Origin of the sequence: Sphingopyxis sp. SE2, assembly GCF_032227185.1 — a bacterium.
In the GTDB taxonomy this organism is placed as follows: Bacteria; Pseudomonadota; Alphaproteobacteria; order Sphingomonadales; family Sphingomonadaceae; genus Sphingopyxis.
On the sequence record NZ_JAPMXW010000001.1, the window covers coordinates 1 to 19,595 of the forward strand.

Here is a 19,595-nt window from a genome sequence, read left to right on the forward strand (position 1 = left end):
CCCGGTCGAAACCGGTCGTTTATGTCGCCATCCAGTTCGCCTTGATCCCGTCCTCCGCCAGCATGCCGTCTACGATCGCACGCGGTTCGGAGCGCGTGTAGCAGATCCGCCAGCCGTCGGGGGTGCGGCGGTAGCGGTCGTGATAGAAATTGGCGAGCAGCCGGAAACTCCCCGCGCGCGGGTCATAGGTCGCATAGCCGAGGTTCCAGCGCGCGCGCGCCTCGTCGCCCGCCACCGCGATCTCGGCATTATGTCCCTGATGCACGTCGGTGATCGGCGTCGTCGCCGCCATTTGAGTGAAGACGTCGATCAGCCCGTCGAGGCCGAATTCGCCGATCGGCGGAAAATCGATCACCGCATCTTCGGTGAAGCAGGCGCGGATCGCGTCCACATCCTTGGCGTCGCAAGCATTGAGGTAACGCGCTTTCAGGCGGCGGATGTCGCTTTCGGCTTCGAGCCGCGCGATGCGGGATTCAAGGTCGGTCATCGATCGGGATTATCCTGGTTTCGGGGATGGGGTGGTCGGTGGCGCCGATCCAGCGCAGCAGCATCGTGCCCTGATGGTGCCCCGCGGTATCGATCCAGTTGCCGAAGCCCGGATCGCGCGGGGCGACGATCAGCGTCAGCGTGCCGTCGCCGTTCAGCCGCGCGCTGTGTCCGTTCACATGGATGCGGTGATAGCGGTAATCGAGCGATTCCATCCAGACATTGTCGAGCTGGAAGTTCCAGAAGCTGCATTGGGGAATGCGCGTGTCGATCCGTAGCGCCTCGCCGGGTTGAAGCTGCCACCAGCCGTGGAGGTAAAAGATCGTCGGATCGCCGCCGGCGCGGAAAAAGCGCGTCTGGTCGATCGTCGCGAGCCGGTTCATCTGGTTGGCGCGGAAATCCTCGGCCCACTGCACGAAGGTTTGCGCGGTGCCGGCGACGAAGGCGGTGGCGCGTTCAAGCGCCGCCGCGAGCGCGTCGGCGGAAAGCGGCGCGGGGTGGGCGGGGCCGTCGATCGCCTCGATCGCCACCGTCGCGGGCACTTCGGCCCTGCGGTCGAGAAAGGTCTGGCGCACGATCACCATCGAGCTGTCGTCGGCGAGCGGCAGCCAGTTGCCGCCCACCTGGTCGCGGCTGACGATGATCTCGAACGATCCGTCGGGGGCGACCGCCATATCGGCCGAATCGATCTCGCCGGTCGAGGCCATCGTCCCGTCGATCGTGTAGCGATTGGCCTTGGTGCCGAAACTCAGGATCGGTACGCTGCCGCGCTGCCCGCGGATGCGGTAACGCCGGGCGCCCGACACCGTCGCGTTCATATAGATATTGTCGGGATTGTCGGCGCCGATCTTCGCGGTTTCGTGCGAGGCGGCATAGAAACTCGGGAAATCGGGGTCGGCATGTTCGAGCTGCATGTCCAGCGCGATGCGCAGCAGCCGGGTGAGGTAGCGATAGCCCTCGGCGCGGTCGAGCGGGTTGGCGGCGGATTCCAGTCCGGTCACGATCTCGCCAGCGGCCTCCAGCCGCCGGCAGAAGTCGCGCCAGACATCAGGCGAAAGGATAGGGCTCTCCGTCATCGTCAGGGCGCCATATATTGGCCGCCGTTGACGTCGAGCGTCGCGCCGGTGACCATTTTCGCATAGTCGGAGAGGAAGAAGAGCACGCTCTTCGCGCAATCCTCTTCGGGCGGAATGACGCCGAGCGGGATGTGCGCGGTGATCTCGCCGATCACCATATCGCGGTCCTGGCCGCCCGCGACCGCGCGTTCGATATAGTCATGGACGGGCTTGCCGCCGATCCACCCCATCCGCGTCGCGTTGACCCGGATGCCGAAGCGGCCAAGATCCTTGGCCATATGCCGGGTCATTGTCGTGAGGCCGCCCTTGCCGGTGGCATAGCCGCCCTCGCCGGGGAAGGGATTGACCTGCGACATGGTGGCGACGTTGACCACCGCGCCGCCGCCCCGTGCTTTCATCGCGGGCAGCACCGCCTGCGTCATCCGGAGCGCGCCGAGGCAATTGACGTCGAACACCCGCGCCCAATCCTCGGGATCGGCCTCGTCCACCGTCACCCATTCGCCGTGGACATAGGCGGTGTTGACCAGCCCGTCGATCCGTCCGAACGCGTCGGCGGTCGCTTGCGCCAGCGCCGCGCACCGGTCCGCATCGCCGACATCGGTCGGCACCGCGACCGCCTCGCCGCCGCCCGCGCGGATTTCGCCCGCGACCCGCTCGATGAAATCCCCATTGCGCGCGCCGAGCCCGACTTTGGCGCCCTCAGCGGCGGCGATCCGCGCCATCGCCTGCCCCATGCCGGGGCCGACCCCGCTGATGACGATCACCTTGTTCTCAAGCAGGTTCGGCATATGTCTCTCCGGCAAATATATCCTTGAGCCCGGGGTCGAGCGCGTTGCCGACCTCGGGGCAGTGCGTCCCCGACGGGCCGTACATCACGGCGACGCAGCGGTTGCACGCGGTGCAGCCCGAAACATCGCTAGCCCCGCTCTGCCACTTCGCGATCAATGCGGGGTCGTGGATCAGCGCGCGCGCCAGCGCGATCGCATCGAACCCTTCGGCGACCGCCCGCTGCGCCCCCGCGAGCGACTGGACACCCCCCAGATAGGCGAGCTTCATCGGCGTCGAACCCAGCGCCGCCTTCAGCTTGAGCGCGGATTCCATCAGATAATTTTCGCGAAAAGGGGGTAGCTTCGGCACGCTGCGTTTCAGGATCGCAAATTGCAGCTTCGCGAGCCACCCGCCCTGCATCGCGGCCAGATCGCCATAGGGCAGTGCGCAACCGAACATCGCCCAGGTGCTTTCGATGTTGCGCCCCGCCGACAGGACCAGCATGTCCGCGCCTACCGCTTCGAGCGCGCGCGCCGTGACGATCGCGTCGTCGACCGTCGCGCCGCCCGGCACCGCATCGGTCAGATTGATCTTGGCAAGGATCGCGAGCCGCCCGCCGGTCGCCTGCTTGACCGCCGCGAGCACCTCGGCGGGAAAGCGCGCGCGGTTTGCCGCCGATCCGCCATAGCCATCCTTGCGAAAGTTCGAGAGCGGGGAGACGAACTGGTTGAGCAGATAGCCGTGCCCCATATGGATTTCGAGCGCGTCGAAACCCGCGTCTTCGGCCAGCTCGGCGGCGCGTACGAACTCGTCCGTCACCATCTCCATGTCGGCGCGCGTCATCGCACGCTGGAAAAAGCGACCCTTGAGCACCCCCATTTTGTCGATCCCGGCCGATGCCGACATCGCGCGCGGCGTCGACAGGTCGTCGATCTGGCAAAAGCTGCCGCCATGGGTGATCTGCGCCGACGCCTTGGCGCCCTCGGCATGGATCGCGTCGGTGACCGCGCGGTAATGCGGCACGCTCTCGTGGCTCAACATCCCCTGACCGGGCAGCGTGCGGCCGTCGGGCGATACCGCGAGATAGGCGAGCGTCGTCATCCCCACGCCGCCGCGTGCATAGGCGCGGTGGAGGTCGAGAAGCGCGCGGGTGGGGAAGGTCGCTTTGCTCATCATCTCGTTCGCGCCCGAACGGATGAAGCGATTGCGGAGCGTGACCGGACCGATCGTTACGGGGCTGAACGGATCGCCGCTCATGGGTTCAGGCGGCCGCGCGCATCACGGCTGCCCCGTCAGGCTCGCCGGCGCGCCGGGCAGGAAGGGCTGATAATAGCCGGCCGACCAGCCGCCATCGACCGCCAGCTCGGCGCCGCTGATATAGCTGGCGTCGTCGGAGGCGATGAACAGGCTGGCGCGCGCGATTTCCTCCGGCTCGCCGATCCGCTGGAGCGGGACGCGCTCGTAACCGACGTTGAGTGCGTCGCCCTCGAGGCCGGCGGGGTTGCCCATCTGGGTGTTCACGCCGCCGGGATGGACGGTGCAGACGCGGATGCCGCGCGGTCCGAGTTCATAGGCGAGCGATTTCGACAGTCCGCGCACCGCCCATTTGCTTGCGGTATAGGCCGACAGGCCGTTGCAGCCGCGGAGGCCATCGACCGACGAGATGTTGACGATCACGCCGCGTCCGGCCTCGGTCATTGCGCCCGCGGCATATTTGGCGCCGAGCATCGTTCCCATCACATTGATTGCGAGGACGCGCTCGATATCTTCGGCGGGCATCGCCTCGATCGGGCTGAAATGCACGATCGCGGCGTTGTTGATGAGGATATCGAGCTGGCCGAAGCGCTGGACCGTCGCGGCGACAACGCGGTCCCAGTCGGCCTCCGAGCGCACGTCGAGCTTTTCGAAAACGGCACTCTCACCGATTTCGGCGGCGGTTTCCCGTCCCTTGTCCTCGATGACGTCGCACAGCACCACCTTGGCGCCTTCGGCCGCGAACAGCCGCGCGGTCGCGGCGCCCATTCCCTGTGCCGCGCCCGTGATAATCGCAACCTTACCTGCGAGTCTTGCCACGCAATTTCTCCTGTTTTCTGTCTGGGATGCCGCCGGTCAGGCGACCTTTTGTTCGAACGGCGCCGACAAGGTGCCGCGGGTGACGTGGGTACCGTTGACGCGCTTCTGGAACTCTTCGGCGCGCGCGCGCGGGTTGTAGAATTGGCGATACCAGATGCGCAGCTTGCCGATCGGGCCGTCGCCCTGCACCGCCATCGGATTGACGCACGGTTTCTTGTTCGACCAGATTTCGAAATCCTGCGCGAAGGCGGCGCAGGCCGCGGCCTGATAGGCGCGCGCCATCGCGACATCGTCCGCCGTCGGCTCGGCGTTGGGCACCTTGACCAGCAGCGCGTGCCACACCTTTACCACCCCGTCGTCGACCGGCGTGTGCGCGATCATGATGATCGAGGGGAATTGCCCCGACATGCGCGATTGTAGAATGCCCGGCCCGGTATACCAGGTGTCGGTTTCGAGCGGCGCGTCGCCCTGGAGCGTGCGGTGCCCCGCGCGCAGCCGCTGGACGACGCGGTGGCCGTCGAAATCATTCTCGAAGACATCGACGGCGTCATTGCCGTGGACGGGTTCGAAATGGGCGCGGTCGGCCATATTGTCGAGGATTTCGACCGGATGGCTCGTAAGCTCGCCCAGCCGGTCGAGCTCCCACTTCACCCAATGCGGCTGATCATATTCCTCGAACGGCGGCAGATCATATTCGGGTTCGAGCCCTTCGGGATCGTGCCACATCCAGATGCAGCCCGCGCGCTCGATCACCGGCCAGTTTTCGAGCTTGGCCGCCGCCGGAATCCTCTGCGGCGAATAGGGGATCTGGTTGCATTTGCCGTCCGGGCCGAAGCGCCAGCCATGATAGGGGCAGCGGATCGAATCGCCCTGCACATGCTCATTGTCGCGGATCACGAAGCTCGTCTCGTTCTTCGCGAGATGCGCGCCCATGTGCGGGCAATAGGCATCGACCAGATAAACCTGCCCCGACTCGCCGCGATAGAGCACCCGGTCGCGTCCGAAAAAGCGGACGGCGAGGGGTTTCGTCCCTTCGAGTTCGGCGGCGGCGGCGATCATGAACCAGCCGCGCGGAAAGACCTGTTCGCCCAGCCCATAGTCTGCGGTTGTCGCCATTGAAAATCTCCCATCATGACCGGTTAGCGGCCAAGCATTGTCACTATGCGTTTTGAGAACTTGCGATGTCCTCGCATTTCGATAACATATCTCACTATTACCAACACTATGCAATATTCTCGGGATCAAGGAGGGTGAATATGGGTGAAGTTCGTCAATTTCCCGAGGGCGCGGCGCTGATTTTCGGCGCGACCGGCGGCATCGGCGCCGCGGTTGCCGGCGAATTTGCCGCGGCGGGAAGCGACGTCGCGATCGCGTGGCGCTCGAAACAGGCGGAAGCCGAAGCGCTGGCCGAACGCATCGAGGCGTCCGGGCGCAAGGCGAGCCTGCATCAATGCGACGTCACCGACGATGCCGGGCTGGCCGCCACGATCGCCGATGCCATCGCCGCGCATGGGCGCATCCACACTATGCTGTGGGGCGCCGGCCCGCTCGTCGCGCAGGTCCACCTCGCCGAGACGACCCCCGAACAATGGCGCCGCGCGATCGATGTCGAAGTCCACGGATTTTTCAACGCCGCGCACCATGTCATTCCGCACATGCGCGCGCACGGCGGCGGCTCGTTCGTGCACCTGGGGTCGGCGGGCGACCTGCGCTGGCCCGACAAGGACGGGCTGTCGGTCGCGCCCAAGGCCGCGAACGAGGCGCTGGTCAAAGGCATCGCGCGCGAAGAGGGGAAGCATGGCATCCGCGCCAACTCCATCCTCGTCGGCGTGATCGAGGCCGGCATGTTTCTCGAGCTTTCGAAACAGGGTGTGTTCGACGACGCGTGGACCGCCGAGGTGCACAAGAATCTGTCGCTCAAGCGTTGGGGGCGCCCCGAGGAAATCGGTCATGCCGCGGTCTTCCTTGCCTCATCCAAAGCGGCCTACATAACCGGGCAGCAGATTGCGGTTGCGGGCGGTTACGGGGTCTGAACCGGACGGTGCAGACCCCCGCCGCGCGATTACGCCGTGACGGCGTCCATCTTGAAAGCGGTCCGAAGGCCGCGGGCCGCGGTGCCCACCGCGATGTCGGCCTGCGGCAGCATGCCGAGCATGCTCGCAAAGCCGTGGATCACGCCGGGGACCTCGCTGTGGGTCACTGCGACGCCTTCCGCGGCGAGCCGCGCGGCAAAGGCGTTGCCTTCGTCGCGCAGCGGGTCATATTCGGCGGTGATCACGGTCGCCGACGGCAGGCCGGCGAGGCTCGCGGCGCGGATCGGGGCCGCCAGAGCTTCGGGCGTCCGTTCCGCGTCGCCCAGATATTGCGCCCAGAACCATTGCATCATCGCGCTGCTGAGGAGGTAGCCGGAGGAGTTTTCGCTGTGCGACGCGCGGCTGAAGTCATTGTCGATGACGGGGTAGAGGAGCAGTTGGTGCGCGATCGCGGGGCCGGCCTTGTCGCGCGCGTCGAGACAGAGCGCAGCGGACAGGTTGCCGCCGGCGCTGTCGCCGCCGATCGCGATGCGCAAGGGATCGATCCCGAGCGTGCCGGCCTGATCGATCGCCGCGGCGAGCGCCGCGCGCATCGTGTCGAGCGCCACGGGATAGCGATGCTCGGGCGACAGCGGATATTCGAGCGACAGGACAGCGACCTCGGCCGCCGACGCGAGCGCGCGGCACAGCGGGTCGTGCGTCTCGATCGTGCCGAACACCCAGCCGCCGCCGTGCATGAAGAAAAGCAGCGGCTGTGCGGTGCCGGGAGCGGGGTGGTAGAGGCGCGCGCGGACCGGACCGGCGACGGTGTCGAGCGTCAGGTCGCGCACTTCGGCGATGTCGGCCTTGAATGCCGGCATCGGCTGCTCGTCGCCCAGCCGGAAGGCGGCGGCGTCGAACGGCGGGTTCATGTACGGCAGGTTGTTGATCATATCGAGGAGCGGCACGAGAACGGGATCAACGGGCATGGCAAAGCTCTCCTGTTTGTGGGATGGAATGGATGGAAACGAGGGAATGGCGGTGAAAACGGACGGGATGAACGCGGCGTTTTCGGGCCTGCTGTCCGATTTGTTCGGCGGCCTGCTGGCCGAAACGCCGTGGGAGGATTTCCTCCGCAGCCTCGCGCTCTATCTCGACGCGAGCTATGCGACGCTGATTCTGACGATGCCGGGCGCGAGTCGGCCGGGGACGCTGGTGACGCCGGGGGGCGATCCGCAGACCGCCGAAGACTATATCGAAAGCTATTTCGTCGACGACCCGTTCAAAGGACTGCCCGAAGGCAAGGTGACCGCCTTCACCGACTTCGTGCAGGGCGACACGCGGATGAGCGATTTCTGGCGCGACTTCCTCGAGGCCGCGGGCGGCGACCAGATTTTGGGCGTCGACCTGCGCTTCGACAGCGGGTTCGAGGCGCGGCTGCGCGTGACGCGCGACAGCAGCCGCAGCGATTTCGCGGCCGCCGAGCGCGAGGCGCTGCAGGACATCGTGCCGCACCTGCGCAACGCGATTCGCCTGTTCGAACGGCTGCAGGCATCGGGCGCCGAACATGGCGTCTATCGCGGCGTCGTCGAGCAAATGGGGGTCGCGGCGATCATCCTCGACCATGACGGCAAGGTGGTCCGCGCCAATGCCGTCGCCGAGCGTTTGCTCGCCGAGGCCGACGGCGTGGTTGTCGCGGGCGGAAAGCTGCGGCTCGCGGCCGCCGATGCGCACCGCGCGCTCGAAAAGCTGCTCAAGATGCTGCGGTCGGAGGCCGATGCGGTCGCGGCGCCGCCGCAGCGCTTCCGCATCGAACGGCCGTCGGGCGGGCGCGACCTCGGCGTCGTCGCCAAGGCGGTGACGACGCCGGCTTTCATGCGCGGGGGCAAGGGCGCGGCGCTCGCGCTGTTCGTCAGCGATCCGGGGCAGGAAGCGGCCCCCGATCCCGAAGCGATCCGCGACCTGTTCCAATTGACGCGCATGGAGGCGATGCTGGCCGCGGCGCTGGCCGGCGGCGGCTCGCTGGTCGAGGCGGCCGACCGTCTCGGCATCGCGCACAATACGGCGCGCTCGCACCTGCGCTCGATCTTCGCGAAAACCGGCGCGCGCCGCCAGTCGCAGCTTGTCCATCTGCTCCATGCCGGAATGCCCGAACGCGGCGGCTCTTGACCGGAATATGATATTTTGCGTAGATGATATGAGATTCAGATACGAATATCGTATTTTAATAGACAAAGTGTCTACGTAATGCGGAAGGTTTGCGGGATGGGAGAGATGTTGGGCCAAGTGCCGGATCGCGCGACGCTGGTGGCGCGCGCATGCGAGCAGACGGGGCTTTCGGATTTCGGCGACACCTGGTTTTTCGCCAATATCGACGCGCTGATTCCGGCGCTGAACGGCGAGGCGCGATTGAGCGAAGCGGGCGTCGGCAGCGCAGCGGCGATGGTCGTGAGCGGCCTCGTCAATCGGCTGCGCCACGTCGATCTGATCAAGCGCCATCCCGAAATTCTGGACGAGACGGTCGAGGTCGCCGCGGTGGTCGTCGGACTGCCGCGCACGGGCAGCACGATGCTCCACCGCATGCTCGCCTCGGCGCCCGGGATGACCGGCACGCGCTGGTTCGAGACGCAGAATTACGCGCCCTTTCCGGGAGAGGAGCGCGGTAACCCCGAGCCGCGGCGCGCGGCGGCGCGCGGTTTCCTCGACTATATGCTCGCGACGATCCCCGACCTGATGTCGATCCACCCGATGAGCATCGACCAGCCCGACGAGGAGTTGATCATCCTCGGCCAGCTCTATTCGAGCACGATGATCGAGGGCACCTATCATGTGCCGGGCTATGCGCGCTGGCTGACCGAGAACGACCGCGTTCAATGCTACCGCGACCTCAAACAGATCCTCCAGTCGCTGCAATGGCAGGACCAGAGCCGCAAGGGCGCCAAATGGGTGCTCAAGACCCCCGGCCACCTGCTCGCGCTCGACGCGGTTATCGAGGTGTTCCCGGAGGCGAAGATCGTGATGACGCACCGCGATCCGGTCGCGACGGTGCCGAGCTATTGCAGCATGGAACACAGCCTCTACCGGATGGTCTCGGACGATGTGGATCGCGAAAGCGTCGCGCGCTTCTGGGTGCCGCGCCTTGCCGAACTGCTCGAGCGTTTCATGGCGGTGCGCGGAACGGTCGCGGGGCAGAATTTCGTCGACGTCCGCTATGCCGACCTCTTGAGCGACCCGATCGGCGAAGGCACGCGCGTGCTCGAAGCCGCGGGGATCGAGGTCACCGACGCGGTGCGCGCGGGAATGGCCGAGTGGATCGAGGCGAACAAGCGCGAGGAGCGCGCGCCGCATAAATATGCGCTTGAAGATTTCGGTCTGGTCCGCTCCGATGTCGAACAAAGTTTCGCGGCCTATCGAGCCGCCTTCCTGGAGGGGAAATAGATCATGACCGAAGCCGTCAACCTCGCCGCGATCGAGGAGATAAGACTGCTCAAGGCGCGCTATCTGCGCGCGCTCGATACCAAGGACTGGCCGCTGCTGCGCAGCCTGCTGACCGACGACATGGTCGGCGATTTCCGCGAAATGCCGGGCGGCGAGCCCGACGAGCAGTTGCTGACCACCGGCGCCGATAATTTTGTGGCGGGAGTCACCGCGGCGCTCGAAGGAGCCGCGACCGTCCACCATGTCCACAGTTTCGAAATCCGCTTCACCGGCGCGCGCGACGCCGAGGGCATCTGGGCGATGGACGATCATTTCTGGGCGGGCGAAGGAAGCGATCTTGCCGGCCGCTCGCGCCATGGCTTCGGACATTATCATGATTGCTACCGCAAGGCGCGCGGCCGCTGGCTGATCGCGAAGACGCGGCTCAGCCGCATCCGCGTCGAGCGCGAATGACGCCGTCCAACGCTCATTCGGGCATCGGAGGATAGCTGGACAGAAAGCCGGCATCGGCGATCAGCGACTGTCCGTTGATTCCGCCCGAACGCGGGCTGGCAAGGAACAGCGCGACCTCGGCAATATGCTGCGGCAGCAGCACGCCATCGGCACCGGGAAGCGCCAGCGCGTCGGCGGGCTGAATCGGCGCCGATTCGTTTACGCCGAGGATCGTGGTCGCGACCGGCCCGGGGCAGATCGCGTTGACGCGCAGCCCGCGCCGCGCGAAGCTCTGTGAGGCCGAGCGCACCGCGCCGATCACGCCGTGCTTGGCGGCGCTGTAGGCCGCGGCGACGTTGAGGCCGATGACGCCCGAGGTTGAGGCGGTAACCACGGCAGCGCCGCCCGGCTCGAGCGCGGGCAGCGCCGCCTGCAGGCCGAGAAACGCACCCTTCAGGTTGATCGCGATCATGCTGTCGAACGTCGCAGCGTCGGACTCGTCGAAGCCGGTCTGTGCATAGGCGCCGGCGTTGAGGAAGGCCGCGTCGAGGCGTCCGAAATCCTGCTTCGCCGCTGCGACCATCGCGTCATTGTCGGCCGCGCTGCTGACGTCGCAGCGGATCGCGCGCGCACGGCCGCCGGCGGCGCGAATCTTTTCGGCGATCGCTTCGGCGCCGGCCTCGTTGATGTCGGCGACGACAACCGCGGCGCCCTCTTCGGCGAAGCGAAGCGACGCCGCGACGCCTATCCCCGAAGCGCCGCCGGTCACCAGCGCGACCTTGCCGTCGAACATGCCCATCGCAATTCCTCTTCCTGCCCAATGTCGCACCTTGCCTAGCATCGGCGGCGCGGCGCGAATTGATCCAATTGGACGAGGAACGGGGCCCTTCCGCCGCCCTATGCACGCCGAAAAGCAGACGGCGGAGAGGAACGCGGGCCATGAAATTCTCGATCATTTACGAAGCGCAGATGGTGGACACCTCGCGCGAAAACGAGGCGCGCTGCTTCCACGAGATTATCGAGCAGGCGGTGCTCGCCGAGGAGATGGGCTTCGACACCGTGTGGGCGGTCGAGCACACTGCGCTCACCCAATATGCGCATATGTCGGCGCCCGAGACCTTTCTCGCCTTCCTCGCCGGCAAGACGACGCGGCTCGGCATCGGGCACGGTGTCGTCTGCCTGCCGCCCGCGATGAACCATCCGGTCAAGGTCGCCGAGCGGATCGCGACGCTCGACATATTGTCGAACGGCCGTGTCCATTTCGGCATGGGCAAGGGCGGCACCCAGCAGGAAGCGGGCACCTTCGGCTACGACCTCGCCGAACTCCAGCCTATGATCGACGAGAGCATGTATCTGATCCCGAAGATCATGGTGCAGGATGAGATCGAGCATGACGGCACCCACATCCGCATCCCGCGCCGCCCAATCCATCCCAAGCCGTATCAGGATCCGCACCCGCCGCTCTATATGGCGTGCACGCGTGCCGACGCGCTGACGACCGCGGGCGCGCGCGGCATCGGCGCGCTGGTGCTGGGCTTCGCCGGACCCGACGACATCGCGAGCAAGAATGCGATCTATCGCGCCGCTTGGGCGAACCGCAAAGCCGAGGACCAGGTCGGTTTCCGGCCGACCGAGCATCTCGCCGCGCTCTGCCCGGCGCTCGTGCTCGACGACCGCGAGAAAGCGCGCAAGATCGGCTTGCGCGGCCAGCGCTTCTTCGTCGAGTCGCTCGGTTACTGGTATCAAGGCGGGCCCAAGCCGGCCGTCGAGGACCTGTCGGGCGACGAGCAGGCGGCGATCTTGCAGCAGGAGAAGGCGGCGGTCGTCGCCTATCTGTCCGAGGAAAAGATCACGATCGGTTCCGAGCATACCGGCGCCTATGAGGAGGTGCAGGACGCTTATGGAACGGCCGAGGACTGCACCCGCTACGTCCAGCGGCTGTTCGATGCCGGCGCCGACGAAATCCTCTTCCTCTTCCAGATGGGTGCGGTACCGCACGAGGCGATCCTCGAAACGATCCGCAACATCGGAACGCATGTGATCCCGCATTTCCGCAAGCAGACCGCGCAGGCGGCCGAATAGGGAGGCGCGATGCGCGCGATGATCATCAACGGATTCGGCGGGGCGGACGTGCTGCAGCGGGGTGAGTTGCCCGTGCCCGCACCCGGGCCGGGCGAAGTCCTAGTCCGCGTCGTGTGCGCGGGCGTGAACCCCGCCGACTGGAAGACGCGTGAGGGCAAGCTGTCGGCCTATATCGACTATCATTTCCCCTTCGTGCTTGGCTTCGATCTTGCGGGCCTCGTCGAGACGGTGGGCGAAGGCGTCGACGCGTTCCTGCCCGGCGACCGCGTCTTCGGCATGTCGCGGCAAGGGCAGGGTCTCGACGGCTCCTATGCCGAATATTGCATCGCCGACGCCGCCTTCCTCGCGCCGTTGCCGCTGGCGTGGAGCTTCGCGCAGGCGGCGGCGTTGCCGGTCGCAGGGACGACCGCCTATGGCGGGATCGTCGACGCCGGCGAACTCCGTGCGGGCCAGTCGGTGCTGATCAACGGCGGCGCGGGCGGGGTCGGCAGCATCGGTATCCAAGTGGCGAAAGCGCTCGGTGCGCGTGTCGCGGTTACCTGCGGCGCGGCCAACCGCGATTATGTCGAAGGCCTCGGCGCCGAGATCGCGATCGACTATCGCGGCGGCGACGTCGCGAGCAAGCTTCGCACGTGGGCGCCGGGCGGGGTCGATCTGGTGCTCGATGCGGTCGGGCTTGATACGCTGCTCCCGGCGGCGCTCGATATCGTCGCGCCGGGCGGACGCTATGTCGAGATCGAGACGCTGATATCGCGCGCGGGCGACGAACTGGTCGCCGAGGCGGCAAAGCGCGACATCCGCATCCTGTCGAACATGGTCGCGGTCGCCCGGCTGCCTGAACATCTGACGGGGCTCGCCGCGCTTTGTGCGTCGGGGAACGTAAAGCCTCCGGCGATCGAGACGATGCCGCTCGACGAAGCCGCAGACGCGCACCGCCGCGTCGAGGCGCAGCACGTCCGCGGCAAGATCATCCTCGACGTGGCCGATCATGACAAGCGTTGAGCGGCGTTCGATTCAGGCGATCGACGAGATCGTCGCGAAGCCCGGCGAGGGCAAGGCGTTGCTGGAGGACTATCTCGCGCGTTATGCGCCCGGCGCGCGCGAGCGCGGCATGATGCTCGAACAAATCCTCGTCAGCCCGCCGATGTGGCTGGACGACCAGTCCAATACGCTGACCTTCCGCTGGTCGCTCGCCGGTGCGGGGGCGTGGTGGCAAATGCGCTTCGTCGGCGGCAATGATCCCGCGGTCGCTGCCTGGTGGGCCGAGGTCGATACGCGCGCGGTGAGCCGCCGCCGCTTCTTCGCAGCCGCGCCCGGCGACATCGAAAGCCTCTGCGATGTTTAAGCTGACCCGTCTCGTCACGCTCGCCGACCCCGCGCGGCTGGCGCTGCTCGCGGACGAACTGCGCGCGCTCGCAAGGACGCATGCGGCATATCGCACCCTCGTCGCACCAACGCTGCCGGGCAGCCATTTCGGCGGCGACCTGCTCGCGCATTTTGCGTTCGACAGCGCCGGGCAGCGTGACGCTCTCGGCGCGGCGCTGGGACCGCTGCTCGCCGGAGATGAGGTCGACGGCGCCGACTATCAGGGCTCGCCGGACGGCAAGCAAGCTCCCGGCCTCGCGAACGGCGTCTACCGCGTGCTGCTGCTCAGCGTCGACGAAGGCCGCGCGCCCGAGACCATTGCGCAGTTCGAAGCCGAAACGCGGATGATGCCGCATTACATCCCTGCGATCCGCAACTGGCAGCTCAGCCGCGCCGGTGCCGCCGTCGGAGAGCGCCGATGGACGCACGTTTGGGAGCAGGAATATGCCGACGCGGGCGGGCTGATGGGCCCCTATATGATGCACCCCTATCATTGGGCGCGGATCGACCGCTGGTTCGATCCCGAATGCCCCGACCGCATCGTCGATGCGCGGCTGTGCCACAGCTTTTGCGCGCTTGAGGCGTCGATCCTTTAGGGTGATAAGCGCCCGATGACGGCAGCCGAGCCCCTGCACATGCAAAGCGCCTATCTGGTCGAGGCGCTGAAGCGTGTGTTGAAGGAGCGCGGGCTGACCTATGCCGATGTCGCGAGCGCGCTCGGCATCAGCCATGCGAGCGTCCGCCGCACCTTTGCGCAGCAGAGCTTCACGCTCGCGCGGATCGACGAGATTTGCGAGATCGCGGGCATCGACTTCCTCGCACTCGCGCGCATGGCCGACGAGATGCGGCCCGCGATGCCGGCGATGCTGACCGACGCGCAGGAACAGGCGCTGGTCGACGAGCCGCTCGCGCTTTTCTGCTTTCACCTCGCGCTCGGCGGCTGGACGGTCGAACGGATCGAGGCCGATTATGGCATCGACCAGACGCAGCTGATCCCCGCGCTGCTCAAGCTCGAGCGGATCGGGCTGATTCAGCTCCTCCCCGGCAATATCATCCGGCTGATGACCGCGCGCAGCATCGGCTGGCGGCGCGGCGGCCCGATGCGGCGCTTCTTCGACCGGCGGGTGAAGGAGGAGTTTCTGCTATATGATTTCTCGACGCCGGGATCGATCTGGGAGTTCGAGATCGGCGAGTTGTCGGAGGCATCGCGCGCGCTGCTCGAACGCCGGCTCGCGAGCCTGTTCCGCGAGGTCCGCGACCTGATCGCGCGCGACGCGCCGCTGCCGCCCGCGGTCAAGACCAACGTCGGGCTGCTCATCGCCTCGACCCCGATCCCGCTGCCGATGGTCGCGCGCGATGTCGGGTCGGGGTCGCTCGGCACCGACAAGCGCGTCAAGCGATCCTCGAAGGATTGAAATTCGCTACTCAAGTGCGACGCGCTCGGCGATGCACCGTCCGCGCGCAATGATCCCTCCTGTTCGGCCGCGCAGACGGCGTCGAGAGGAGAATCAGCATGTCGGCAATCGCGATGAAGCCGCCCGCGATGGACGGAGGAATGCCGTTCCTCGGCCACCTCACCAGCTTCTTCAAGGACCCCGTGGGCCTGCTGCGCAGGGGCTATCAGGAGCACGGCCCGATCTATTCCTTCCGCATGGGCGGGCGGAACATGGTCGTGATGCTGGGCCCCGACAACAATCGCTTCATCTTTCAGGAAACCGACAAACTGCTGTCGATCCGCGAATCGATGCCCTTCTTCCACAAGATGTTCTCGCCAGATTTTTATTCCTTCGCCGAGATGGAGGAATATCTGAACCAGCGCGCGGTGATCATGCCGCGCTTCAAGGCGTCGGCGATGAAGCAATATGTGCCGGTGATGGCCGAAGAGGCGATGGCGCTTTGTCACCGGCTCGGCGACAGCGGCGAGTTCGATCTCATCCAGACGCTGGGGCCCGTGGTGATGGACATCGCGGCGCACAGCTTCATGGGGCGCGATTTCAAGCAGAAGCTGGGCCATGAATTCTTCGAACTGTTCCGCGACTTTTCGGGCGGGATGGAATTCGTGCTGCCGCTCTGGCTCCCGACCAAGAAAATGCGTCGCAGCCAGGCCGCCAAGAAAAAGCTCCACCGCATCCTCGGCGACTGGATCAAGCAGCGGCGCGCGCACCCGGTCGAGCCCGCCGACTTCTTTCAGGACATGGTGGCGTCGACCTATCCCGACGGCCGTCCGATTCCCGACGAACTGATCATCCACATGATCCTGCTGCTCGTCTGGGCGGGGCATGAAACGACCGCCGGACAGGTCAGCTGGGCGATGATCGATATCCTCCAAAACCGCGACTATCAGCAGGTGCTGCGCGAAGAGATCGCGGCGATATTGGGTGCGGCATCGGGCGCCGACCTCAGCTGGGAACAGGCGATCGCGATGCAGAAGATGGATCTCACGCTGCGCGAGACCGAGCGCCTGCACCCCGTCGCCTTCACGATGATCCGGAAGGCGGCGGCCGATTTCGAGCGCGATGGTTACCAGGTCCGCGCAGGCGACTGGATCTTGCTCGCGCCGTCGGTCAGCCACCGGATGAGCGAGATTTTCGACCGGCCCGACGATTATGATCCCGAACGGTTCAACACCGAACGCGCCGATGCCAAGGTCGAATCGAACAGCCTGATCGGCTTCGGCGGCGGCATGCACCGCTGCGCCGGCGTCAATTTCGCGCGAATGGAGATGAAGGCGCTGATCGCCATCCTGCTCCAGCGTTACGACATGGAATTGATCGACACGCCGCGCCCGATCGCCGGTGCAGGCACCTATTGGCCCGAACAGCCGTGCCGGGTGCGCTACAAGCGGCGGGTCGCCGCCGAGCGTGCGCCGGCCGACCTCGATGCACTGGCGGCGGCGGCGGGCTGTCCGGCGCACGCGAAGGGCCACAATTGATGGCTCGCGTCACCTATATCCAGCCCGACGGCAGCGAAAAGACATGCACCAATTTCGAGGGCATGGCGGTGATGCACCTCGCCATCGGCAATCTCGTCGACGGGATCGACGCGCTGTGTGGCGGCGTGCGCCAGTGCGGCACCTGCCACGTCTATGTCGACGAGGATTGGGCAGCGCGCGTCGGTCCGCCGGGCGGTGACGAGGCCGAGATGCTCGAGGCGCTTGCCGATTTTATCGAGGTCAAGCCGACCAGCCGATTGAGCTGCCAGATCCATATCACCGAGGAACTGGACGGGCTTCGGGTCCATATCCCGAAAGAACAGCCGGGAATTTGAACGACTTGCCATGAGGGTACTCCTTGGGTGACCTGGGGCGGCTCTGCCGCCCCTTTTTTCGTTCGCGCACCTACCACCAAAAGGGGGTAGGGAATTAACCTCTTGCGTAGTTATATGTTGATCATATTACGCATGTCGTGATATTCGACCCGTAAATTGCGCATCATACGCCGCAATGGACAGAAAGAGGGATGGGATTGATGAAGCATCGCACATATTGCCGCGCGCAAATCGCCGCCATCGCGCTCATCGCGCCCTGGATGACGAGCGCCGCGCACGCGCAAGAGGCCGCGCCCGCCGCGGAAGAGACCACGACCGAAGGTCTCGACGAGATCATCGTCACCGCCCAGAAGCGTTCCGAAAGCCTTCAGGACACGCCGCTCGCAATCAGTGCGATCAACTCCGAAATGATCGAGCAGCGCGGCATCACCAGCGTCGCCGCGCTCGGCAGCGCGGCCCCCAACCTGATCATCACCGAAACGCCGTCGGCGACGGCCAATCCCTCGATCTCGATCCGCGGTATCGTCGACAACGACCCGATCCTGACCGCCGACCCCGCGGTGGGCCTTTATGTCGACGGCGTCATCGTCGGCCGGTCGGCGGGCGCATTGTTCGACATGATGGATCTTGAGCGCGTCGAGGTCCTGCGCGGGCCGCAGGGCACACTTTATGGCCGCAACACCACCGGCGGCGCGGTCAATCTGATCTCGGCCAAGCCGTCGAAGGATTTCGGCGGGCGCCTGCAGGTCGGCTATGGCAGCTTCGACGAATATATGGTGAAGGCGCTGATCGACACCGGCGAACTCGGCGACACCGGCCTCGCGCTCAAGCTCGGTTATTATCACAGCCAGCGCAACGGGACGGTCGACAATCTGCTCGAGCCGTCGGACAAGCGCGATCCGGGTGCACGCAACACCGACGCGGTTCGCGCCGCGGTGCGTTTCGACAAGGGCAACGGCTTTACCGTCGACTATGTCTTCGATTCGAGCGACCGGAACGGCCGCGCCAACGCGTTCCAGTTGCGCGCGATCCGCCCCGATATTCTCGAATATCTGAACTTCTCGCCCGCGTTCGGCGGGACGGCGCCGCAGGTGTCGCAGGACCGGCTGTCGCAGATCCGCCTCGATCGCGACGGCAATGCCCATGACAAGGTGCAGGGCCATTCGTTGACGCTCAATCTGGAGATCGGCGACGCGACGCTGCGCTCGATCACCGGCTATCGCAAATGGGACAATCGGAGCGACAGTTCGGATCTCGACGGCAACGGCGGCCTCGTCGGCTTCCTCGTCAGCCCCGCGATCCTTGTGCCGCCCAACGCCTTCATTCCGCAGGGAGTGGGCCCGATCGATCTGTTCAGCACCCGCAACGAACGGCATCAGCGGCAGTTTTCACAGGAATTCAACCTGATCGGGTCGATCGGCGACGAGTTCGACTATGTGCTCGGCGCCTATTATTTCCGCGAGCGCGCGACCGAGATCAATCCGCAGAGCTTTACGCTCGTTCTCCCGTCGCCGGTGCCGATCCCGATCGCGCCGGGGGTCGATCTGAACAGCTTCGGCGTCAACCTCGAAACCCTGCTGTCCTATCGCCACGTCTCGCGCTCGATGGCGGCGTTCAGCCAGCTCACCTGGAAGCCGGCCGCGCTCGACAGCCGGCTCAGCATCACCGGCGGTATTCGTTACACCGAAGACAAAAAGCATCTGATCCAGTCGGCGCCGGTGCCGCCCGCGCCGCGCGACCTGACGCGTAAGTTCAACCGGCTCAACTGGCTCGCGAACATCTCCTACGACTGGAGCGATGACATCATGACCTATGTCCGTGCCAGCACGGGCTATAAGGCGGGCGGCTTCAACGCGCGCGCGGCCGACAACAATGGTTTCAATCCCGAGGATCTCGTCTCCTACGAGGTCGGAATCAAGAGCGAGTTGTTCGATCGGCGGCTGCGGCTCAACCTTGCCGCTTTCCACGCGATCTACGACGATCTGCAGGTACAGCAATTCCTTGCCGGAACCGGCGGGGCGGCGAGCACGACCGTCAATGCTGCGAAGGCCACCTATACGGGGATAGAGGGCGAGATTCTGGCGCAGATTGCCGACGGCTTCACCGTCGATGCGTCGTTCGGCTATACCGACCGCAAATATAAGAATTTCACCTTCGTCGACCCGATGACCGGGGTTGCCACCGATATTTCCGATGTTGCGAAGTTCCAATATTCGGCGGCGACGACCGCCAATCTTGGCGCGCAATATGAGACCGAACTCGGCAATTTCGGCGAGCTGGTTGCGCGCGCCGACTGGAACTATCGCAGCAAGATCTACTGGCACCCGGTCAACCCGTATAATGAGGAAATCTCCGATGGCGGCGTGGGATTGCTCAACGCCCGGCTCTCGATTTCCGGCATTGCGGTGGGCGGCGCGCGGGCTTCGATCGCGGTGTGGGGCAAGAATCTGACCAAGGAGGATTATCTGCTCTCGGGGATCGACTTCGGCTCGCTGGGCTTCGCCGGTGTGATGTACGGCGATCCGCGCAGCTTCGGCGTCGAGCTGGGGTTCAAATTCTGAACTGAGCTATCCTCTCTGGGACACTCAAGAACAAC

General features: G+C 65.6%; 20 protein-coding genes. 12 read left to right on the forward strand and 8 right to left on the reverse strand.

Features of this window, described 5'->3' with window-relative positions; all coding sequences use genetic code 11:
* Window positions 1-19 precede the first annotated feature (19 nt).
* The 6 genes from OVY29_RS00005 to OVY29_RS00030 are packed head-to-tail and all read right to left on the reverse strand — an operon-like array spanning window position 20 to window position 5,519.
* Window positions 20-487 (reverse strand): nuclear transport factor 2 family protein, encoded by a 468-nt coding sequence (locus tag OVY29_RS00005; protein ID WP_313910545.1) that lies wholly within the window; start codon window positions 485-487, stop codon window positions 20-22.
* Complete coding sequence (locus OVY29_RS00010) at window positions 474-1,562, reverse strand: DUF1214 domain-containing protein (protein ID WP_313910546.1); 1,089 nt, start codon at window positions 1,560-1,562, stop codon at window positions 474-476. Before OVY29_RS00010 ends, OVY29_RS00005 begins: the two co-directional genes overlap by 14 nt.
* Window positions 1,563-1,564: 2 nt before the next feature.
* A complete protein-coding gene (locus OVY29_RS00015; RefSeq protein ID WP_313910547.1) occupies window positions 1,565-2,350 on the reverse strand; it encodes an SDR family oxidoreductase in 786 nt (261 codons plus the stop codon).
* Entirely contained in the window at window positions 2,334-3,587 is a 1,254-nt protein-coding gene (locus OVY29_RS00020; RefSeq protein WP_313910548.1) for an NADH:flavin oxidoreductase, read from the reverse strand. Before OVY29_RS00020 ends, OVY29_RS00015 begins: the two co-directional genes overlap by 17 nt.
* Window positions 3,588-3,608: 21 nt before the next feature.
* The gene (locus tag OVY29_RS00025; RefSeq protein ID WP_313910549.1) at window positions 3,609-4,403 is read right to left on the reverse strand and encodes a glucose 1-dehydrogenase; all 795 of its coding nucleotides are present in this window, start codon (window positions 4,401-4,403) and stop codon (window positions 3,609-3,611) included.
* A gap of 36 nt (window positions 4,404-4,439) precedes the next feature.
* Entirely contained in the window at window positions 4,440-5,519 is a 1,080-nt protein-coding gene (locus tag OVY29_RS00030) for a Rieske 2Fe-2S domain-containing protein (RefSeq protein WP_313910550.1), read from the reverse strand.
* Window positions 5,520-5,659: 140 nt separating this feature from the next.
* Between OVY29_RS00030 and OVY29_RS00035 the strand changes: the two genes are divergently transcribed.
* Window positions 5,660-6,436 carry an SDR family NAD(P)-dependent oxidoreductase gene (locus OVY29_RS00035; RefSeq protein WP_313910551.1) on the forward strand — a complete coding sequence of 259 codons (777 nt, stop codon included), beginning with the start codon at window positions 5,660-5,662 and terminating at the stop codon, window positions 6,434-6,436.
* A 29-nt stretch (window positions 6,437-6,465) separates the two neighbouring features.
* Here OVY29_RS00035 and OVY29_RS00040 read toward each other — a convergent pair whose 3' ends face one another.
* Window positions 6,466-7,404 carry an alpha/beta hydrolase gene (locus OVY29_RS00040; protein ID WP_313910552.1) on the reverse strand — a complete coding sequence of 313 codons (939 nt, stop codon included), beginning with the start codon at window positions 7,402-7,404 and terminating at the stop codon, window positions 6,466-6,468.
* Between the two features lie 46 nt (window positions 7,405-7,450).
* Between OVY29_RS00040 and OVY29_RS00045 the strand changes: the two genes are divergently transcribed.
* The 3 genes from OVY29_RS00045 (at window position 7,451) to OVY29_RS00055 (ending at window position 10,306) form a co-directional block, all read left to right on the forward strand.
* Window positions 7,451-8,584 carry a LuxR family transcriptional regulator gene (locus tag OVY29_RS00045; RefSeq protein WP_313910553.1) on the forward strand — a complete coding sequence of 378 codons (1,134 nt, stop codon included), beginning with the start codon at window positions 7,451-7,453 and terminating at the stop codon, window positions 8,582-8,584.
* A 96-nt stretch (window positions 8,585-8,680) separates the two neighbouring features.
* Window positions 8,681-9,853, forward strand: a complete 1,173-nt coding sequence (locus OVY29_RS00050) for a sulfotransferase (protein ID WP_313910554.1) — start codon at window positions 8,681-8,683, stop codon at window positions 9,851-9,853.
* A gap of 3 nt (window positions 9,854-9,856) precedes the next feature.
* Window positions 9,857-10,306, forward strand: coding sequence for a nuclear transport factor 2 family protein (locus tag OVY29_RS00055; RefSeq protein ID WP_313910555.1), 450 nt, complete (start codon window positions 9,857-9,859; stop codon window positions 10,304-10,306).
* Window positions 10,307-10,319: 13 nt separating this feature from the next.
* Here the strand turns inward: OVY29_RS00055 and OVY29_RS00060 are convergent, their stop codons facing one another.
* Entirely contained in the window at window positions 10,320-11,084 is a 765-nt protein-coding gene (locus OVY29_RS00060) for an SDR family NAD(P)-dependent oxidoreductase (RefSeq protein ID WP_313910556.1), read from the reverse strand.
* 140 nt (window positions 11,085-11,224) lie between these two features.
* On the opposite strand from OVY29_RS00060, the gene OVY29_RS00065 reads away from it, so the two are divergent.
* The 8 genes from OVY29_RS00065 (at window position 11,225) to OVY29_RS00100 (ending at window position 19,560) form a co-directional block, all read left to right on the forward strand.
* Window positions 11,225-12,367, forward strand: a complete 1,143-nt coding sequence (locus OVY29_RS00065) for an LLM class flavin-dependent oxidoreductase (protein WP_313910557.1) — start codon at window positions 11,225-11,227, stop codon at window positions 12,365-12,367.
* A 9-nt stretch (window positions 12,368-12,376) separates the two neighbouring features.
* Entirely contained in the window at window positions 12,377-13,369 is a 993-nt protein-coding gene (locus OVY29_RS00070) for an NADP-dependent oxidoreductase (RefSeq protein WP_313910558.1), read from the forward strand.
* On the forward strand, window positions 13,356-13,712 hold the full coding sequence (locus OVY29_RS00075) for a hypothetical protein (RefSeq protein WP_313910559.1): 357 nt from the start codon (window positions 13,356-13,358) through the stop codon (window positions 13,710-13,712). The genes OVY29_RS00070 and OVY29_RS00075 overlap by 14 nt, the downstream gene beginning before the upstream one ends.
* Window positions 13,705-14,328 carry a Dabb family protein gene (locus tag OVY29_RS00080; RefSeq protein ID WP_313910560.1) on the forward strand — a complete coding sequence of 208 codons (624 nt, stop codon included), beginning with the start codon at window positions 13,705-13,707 and terminating at the stop codon, window positions 14,326-14,328. Before OVY29_RS00075 ends, OVY29_RS00080 begins: the two co-directional genes overlap by 8 nt.
* Before the next feature lie 15 nt (window positions 14,329-14,343).
* The gene (locus OVY29_RS00085) at window positions 14,344-15,147 is read left to right on the forward strand and encodes a helix-turn-helix transcriptional regulator (RefSeq protein WP_313910561.1); all 804 of its coding nucleotides are present in this window, start codon (window positions 14,344-14,346) and stop codon (window positions 15,145-15,147) included.
* A gap of 98 nt (window positions 15,148-15,245) precedes the next feature.
* On the forward strand, window positions 15,246-16,664 hold the full coding sequence (locus OVY29_RS00090; protein WP_313910562.1) for a cytochrome P450: 1,419 nt from the start codon (window positions 15,246-15,248) through the stop codon (window positions 16,662-16,664).
* On the forward strand, window positions 16,664-16,999 hold the full coding sequence (locus OVY29_RS00095; RefSeq protein ID WP_313910563.1) for a 2Fe-2S iron-sulfur cluster-binding protein: 336 nt from the start codon (window positions 16,664-16,666) through the stop codon (window positions 16,997-16,999). Before OVY29_RS00090 ends, OVY29_RS00095 begins: the two co-directional genes overlap by 1 nt.
* Window positions 17,000-17,199: 200 nt before the next feature.
* On the forward strand, window positions 17,200-19,560 hold the full coding sequence (locus tag OVY29_RS00100) for a TonB-dependent receptor (RefSeq protein WP_313910564.1): 2,361 nt from the start codon (window positions 17,200-17,202) through the stop codon (window positions 19,558-19,560).
* The last annotated feature ends 35 nt before the right edge of the window (window positions 19,561-19,595 follow it).

Coding starts and splice junctions, on each gene's coding strand:
- OVY29_RS00100 (WP_313910564.1), top strand. CDS start 17,200: ATGAAGCATCGCACATATTGCCGCGCGCAAATCGCCGCCATCGCGCTC.
- OVY29_RS00045 (WP_313910553.1), top strand. CDS start 7,451: ATGGCGGTGAAAACGGACGGGATGAACGCGGCGTTTTCGGGCCTGCTG.
- OVY29_RS00035 (WP_313910551.1), top strand. CDS start 5,660: ATGGGTGAAGTTCGTCAATTTCCCGAGGGCGCGGCGCTGATTTTCGGC.
- OVY29_RS00020 (WP_313910548.1), bottom strand. CDS start 3,587: ATGAGCGGCGATCCGTTCAGCCCCGTAACGATCGGTCCGGTCACGCTC.
- OVY29_RS00090 (WP_313910562.1), top strand. CDS start 15,246: ATGTCGGCAATCGCGATGAAGCCGCCCGCGATGGACGGAGGAATGCCG.
- OVY29_RS00075 (WP_313910559.1), top strand. CDS start 13,356: ATGACAAGCGTTGAGCGGCGTTCGATTCAGGCGATCGACGAGATCGTC.
- OVY29_RS00050 (WP_313910554.1), top strand. CDS start 8,681: ATGGGAGAGATGTTGGGCCAAGTGCCGGATCGCGCGACGCTGGTGGCG.
- OVY29_RS00080 (WP_313910560.1), top strand. CDS start 13,705: ATGTTTAAGCTGACCCGTCTCGTCACGCTCGCCGACCCCGCGCGGCTG.
- OVY29_RS00095 (WP_313910563.1), top strand. CDS start 16,664: ATGGCTCGCGTCACCTATATCCAGCCCGACGGCAGCGAAAAGACATGC.
- OVY29_RS00015 (WP_313910547.1), bottom strand. CDS start 2,350: ATGCCGAACCTGCTTGAGAACAAGGTGATCGTCATCAGCGGGGTCGGC.
- OVY29_RS00085 (WP_313910561.1), top strand. CDS start 14,344: ATGACGGCAGCCGAGCCCCTGCACATGCAAAGCGCCTATCTGGTCGAG.
- OVY29_RS00070 (WP_313910558.1), top strand. CDS start 12,377: ATGCGCGCGATGATCATCAACGGATTCGGCGGGGCGGACGTGCTGCAG.
- OVY29_RS00005 (WP_313910545.1), bottom strand. CDS start 487: ATGACCGACCTTGAATCCCGCATCGCGCGGCTCGAAGCCGAAAGCGAC.
- OVY29_RS00040 (WP_313910552.1), bottom strand. CDS start 7,404: ATGCCCGTTGATCCCGTTCTCGTGCCGCTCCTCGATATGATCAACAAC.
- OVY29_RS00055 (WP_313910555.1), top strand. CDS start 9,857: ATGACCGAAGCCGTCAACCTCGCCGCGATCGAGGAGATAAGACTGCTC.
- OVY29_RS00065 (WP_313910557.1), top strand. CDS start 11,225: ATGAAATTCTCGATCATTTACGAAGCGCAGATGGTGGACACCTCGCGC.
- OVY29_RS00060 (WP_313910556.1), bottom strand. CDS start 11,084: ATGGGCATGTTCGACGGCAAGGTCGCGCTGGTGACCGGCGGCGCTTCG.
- OVY29_RS00010 (WP_313910546.1), bottom strand. CDS start 1,562: ATGACGGAGAGCCCTATCCTTTCGCCTGATGTCTGGCGCGACTTCTGC.
- OVY29_RS00030 (WP_313910550.1), bottom strand. CDS start 5,519: ATGGCGACAACCGCAGACTATGGGCTGGGCGAACAGGTCTTTCCGCGC.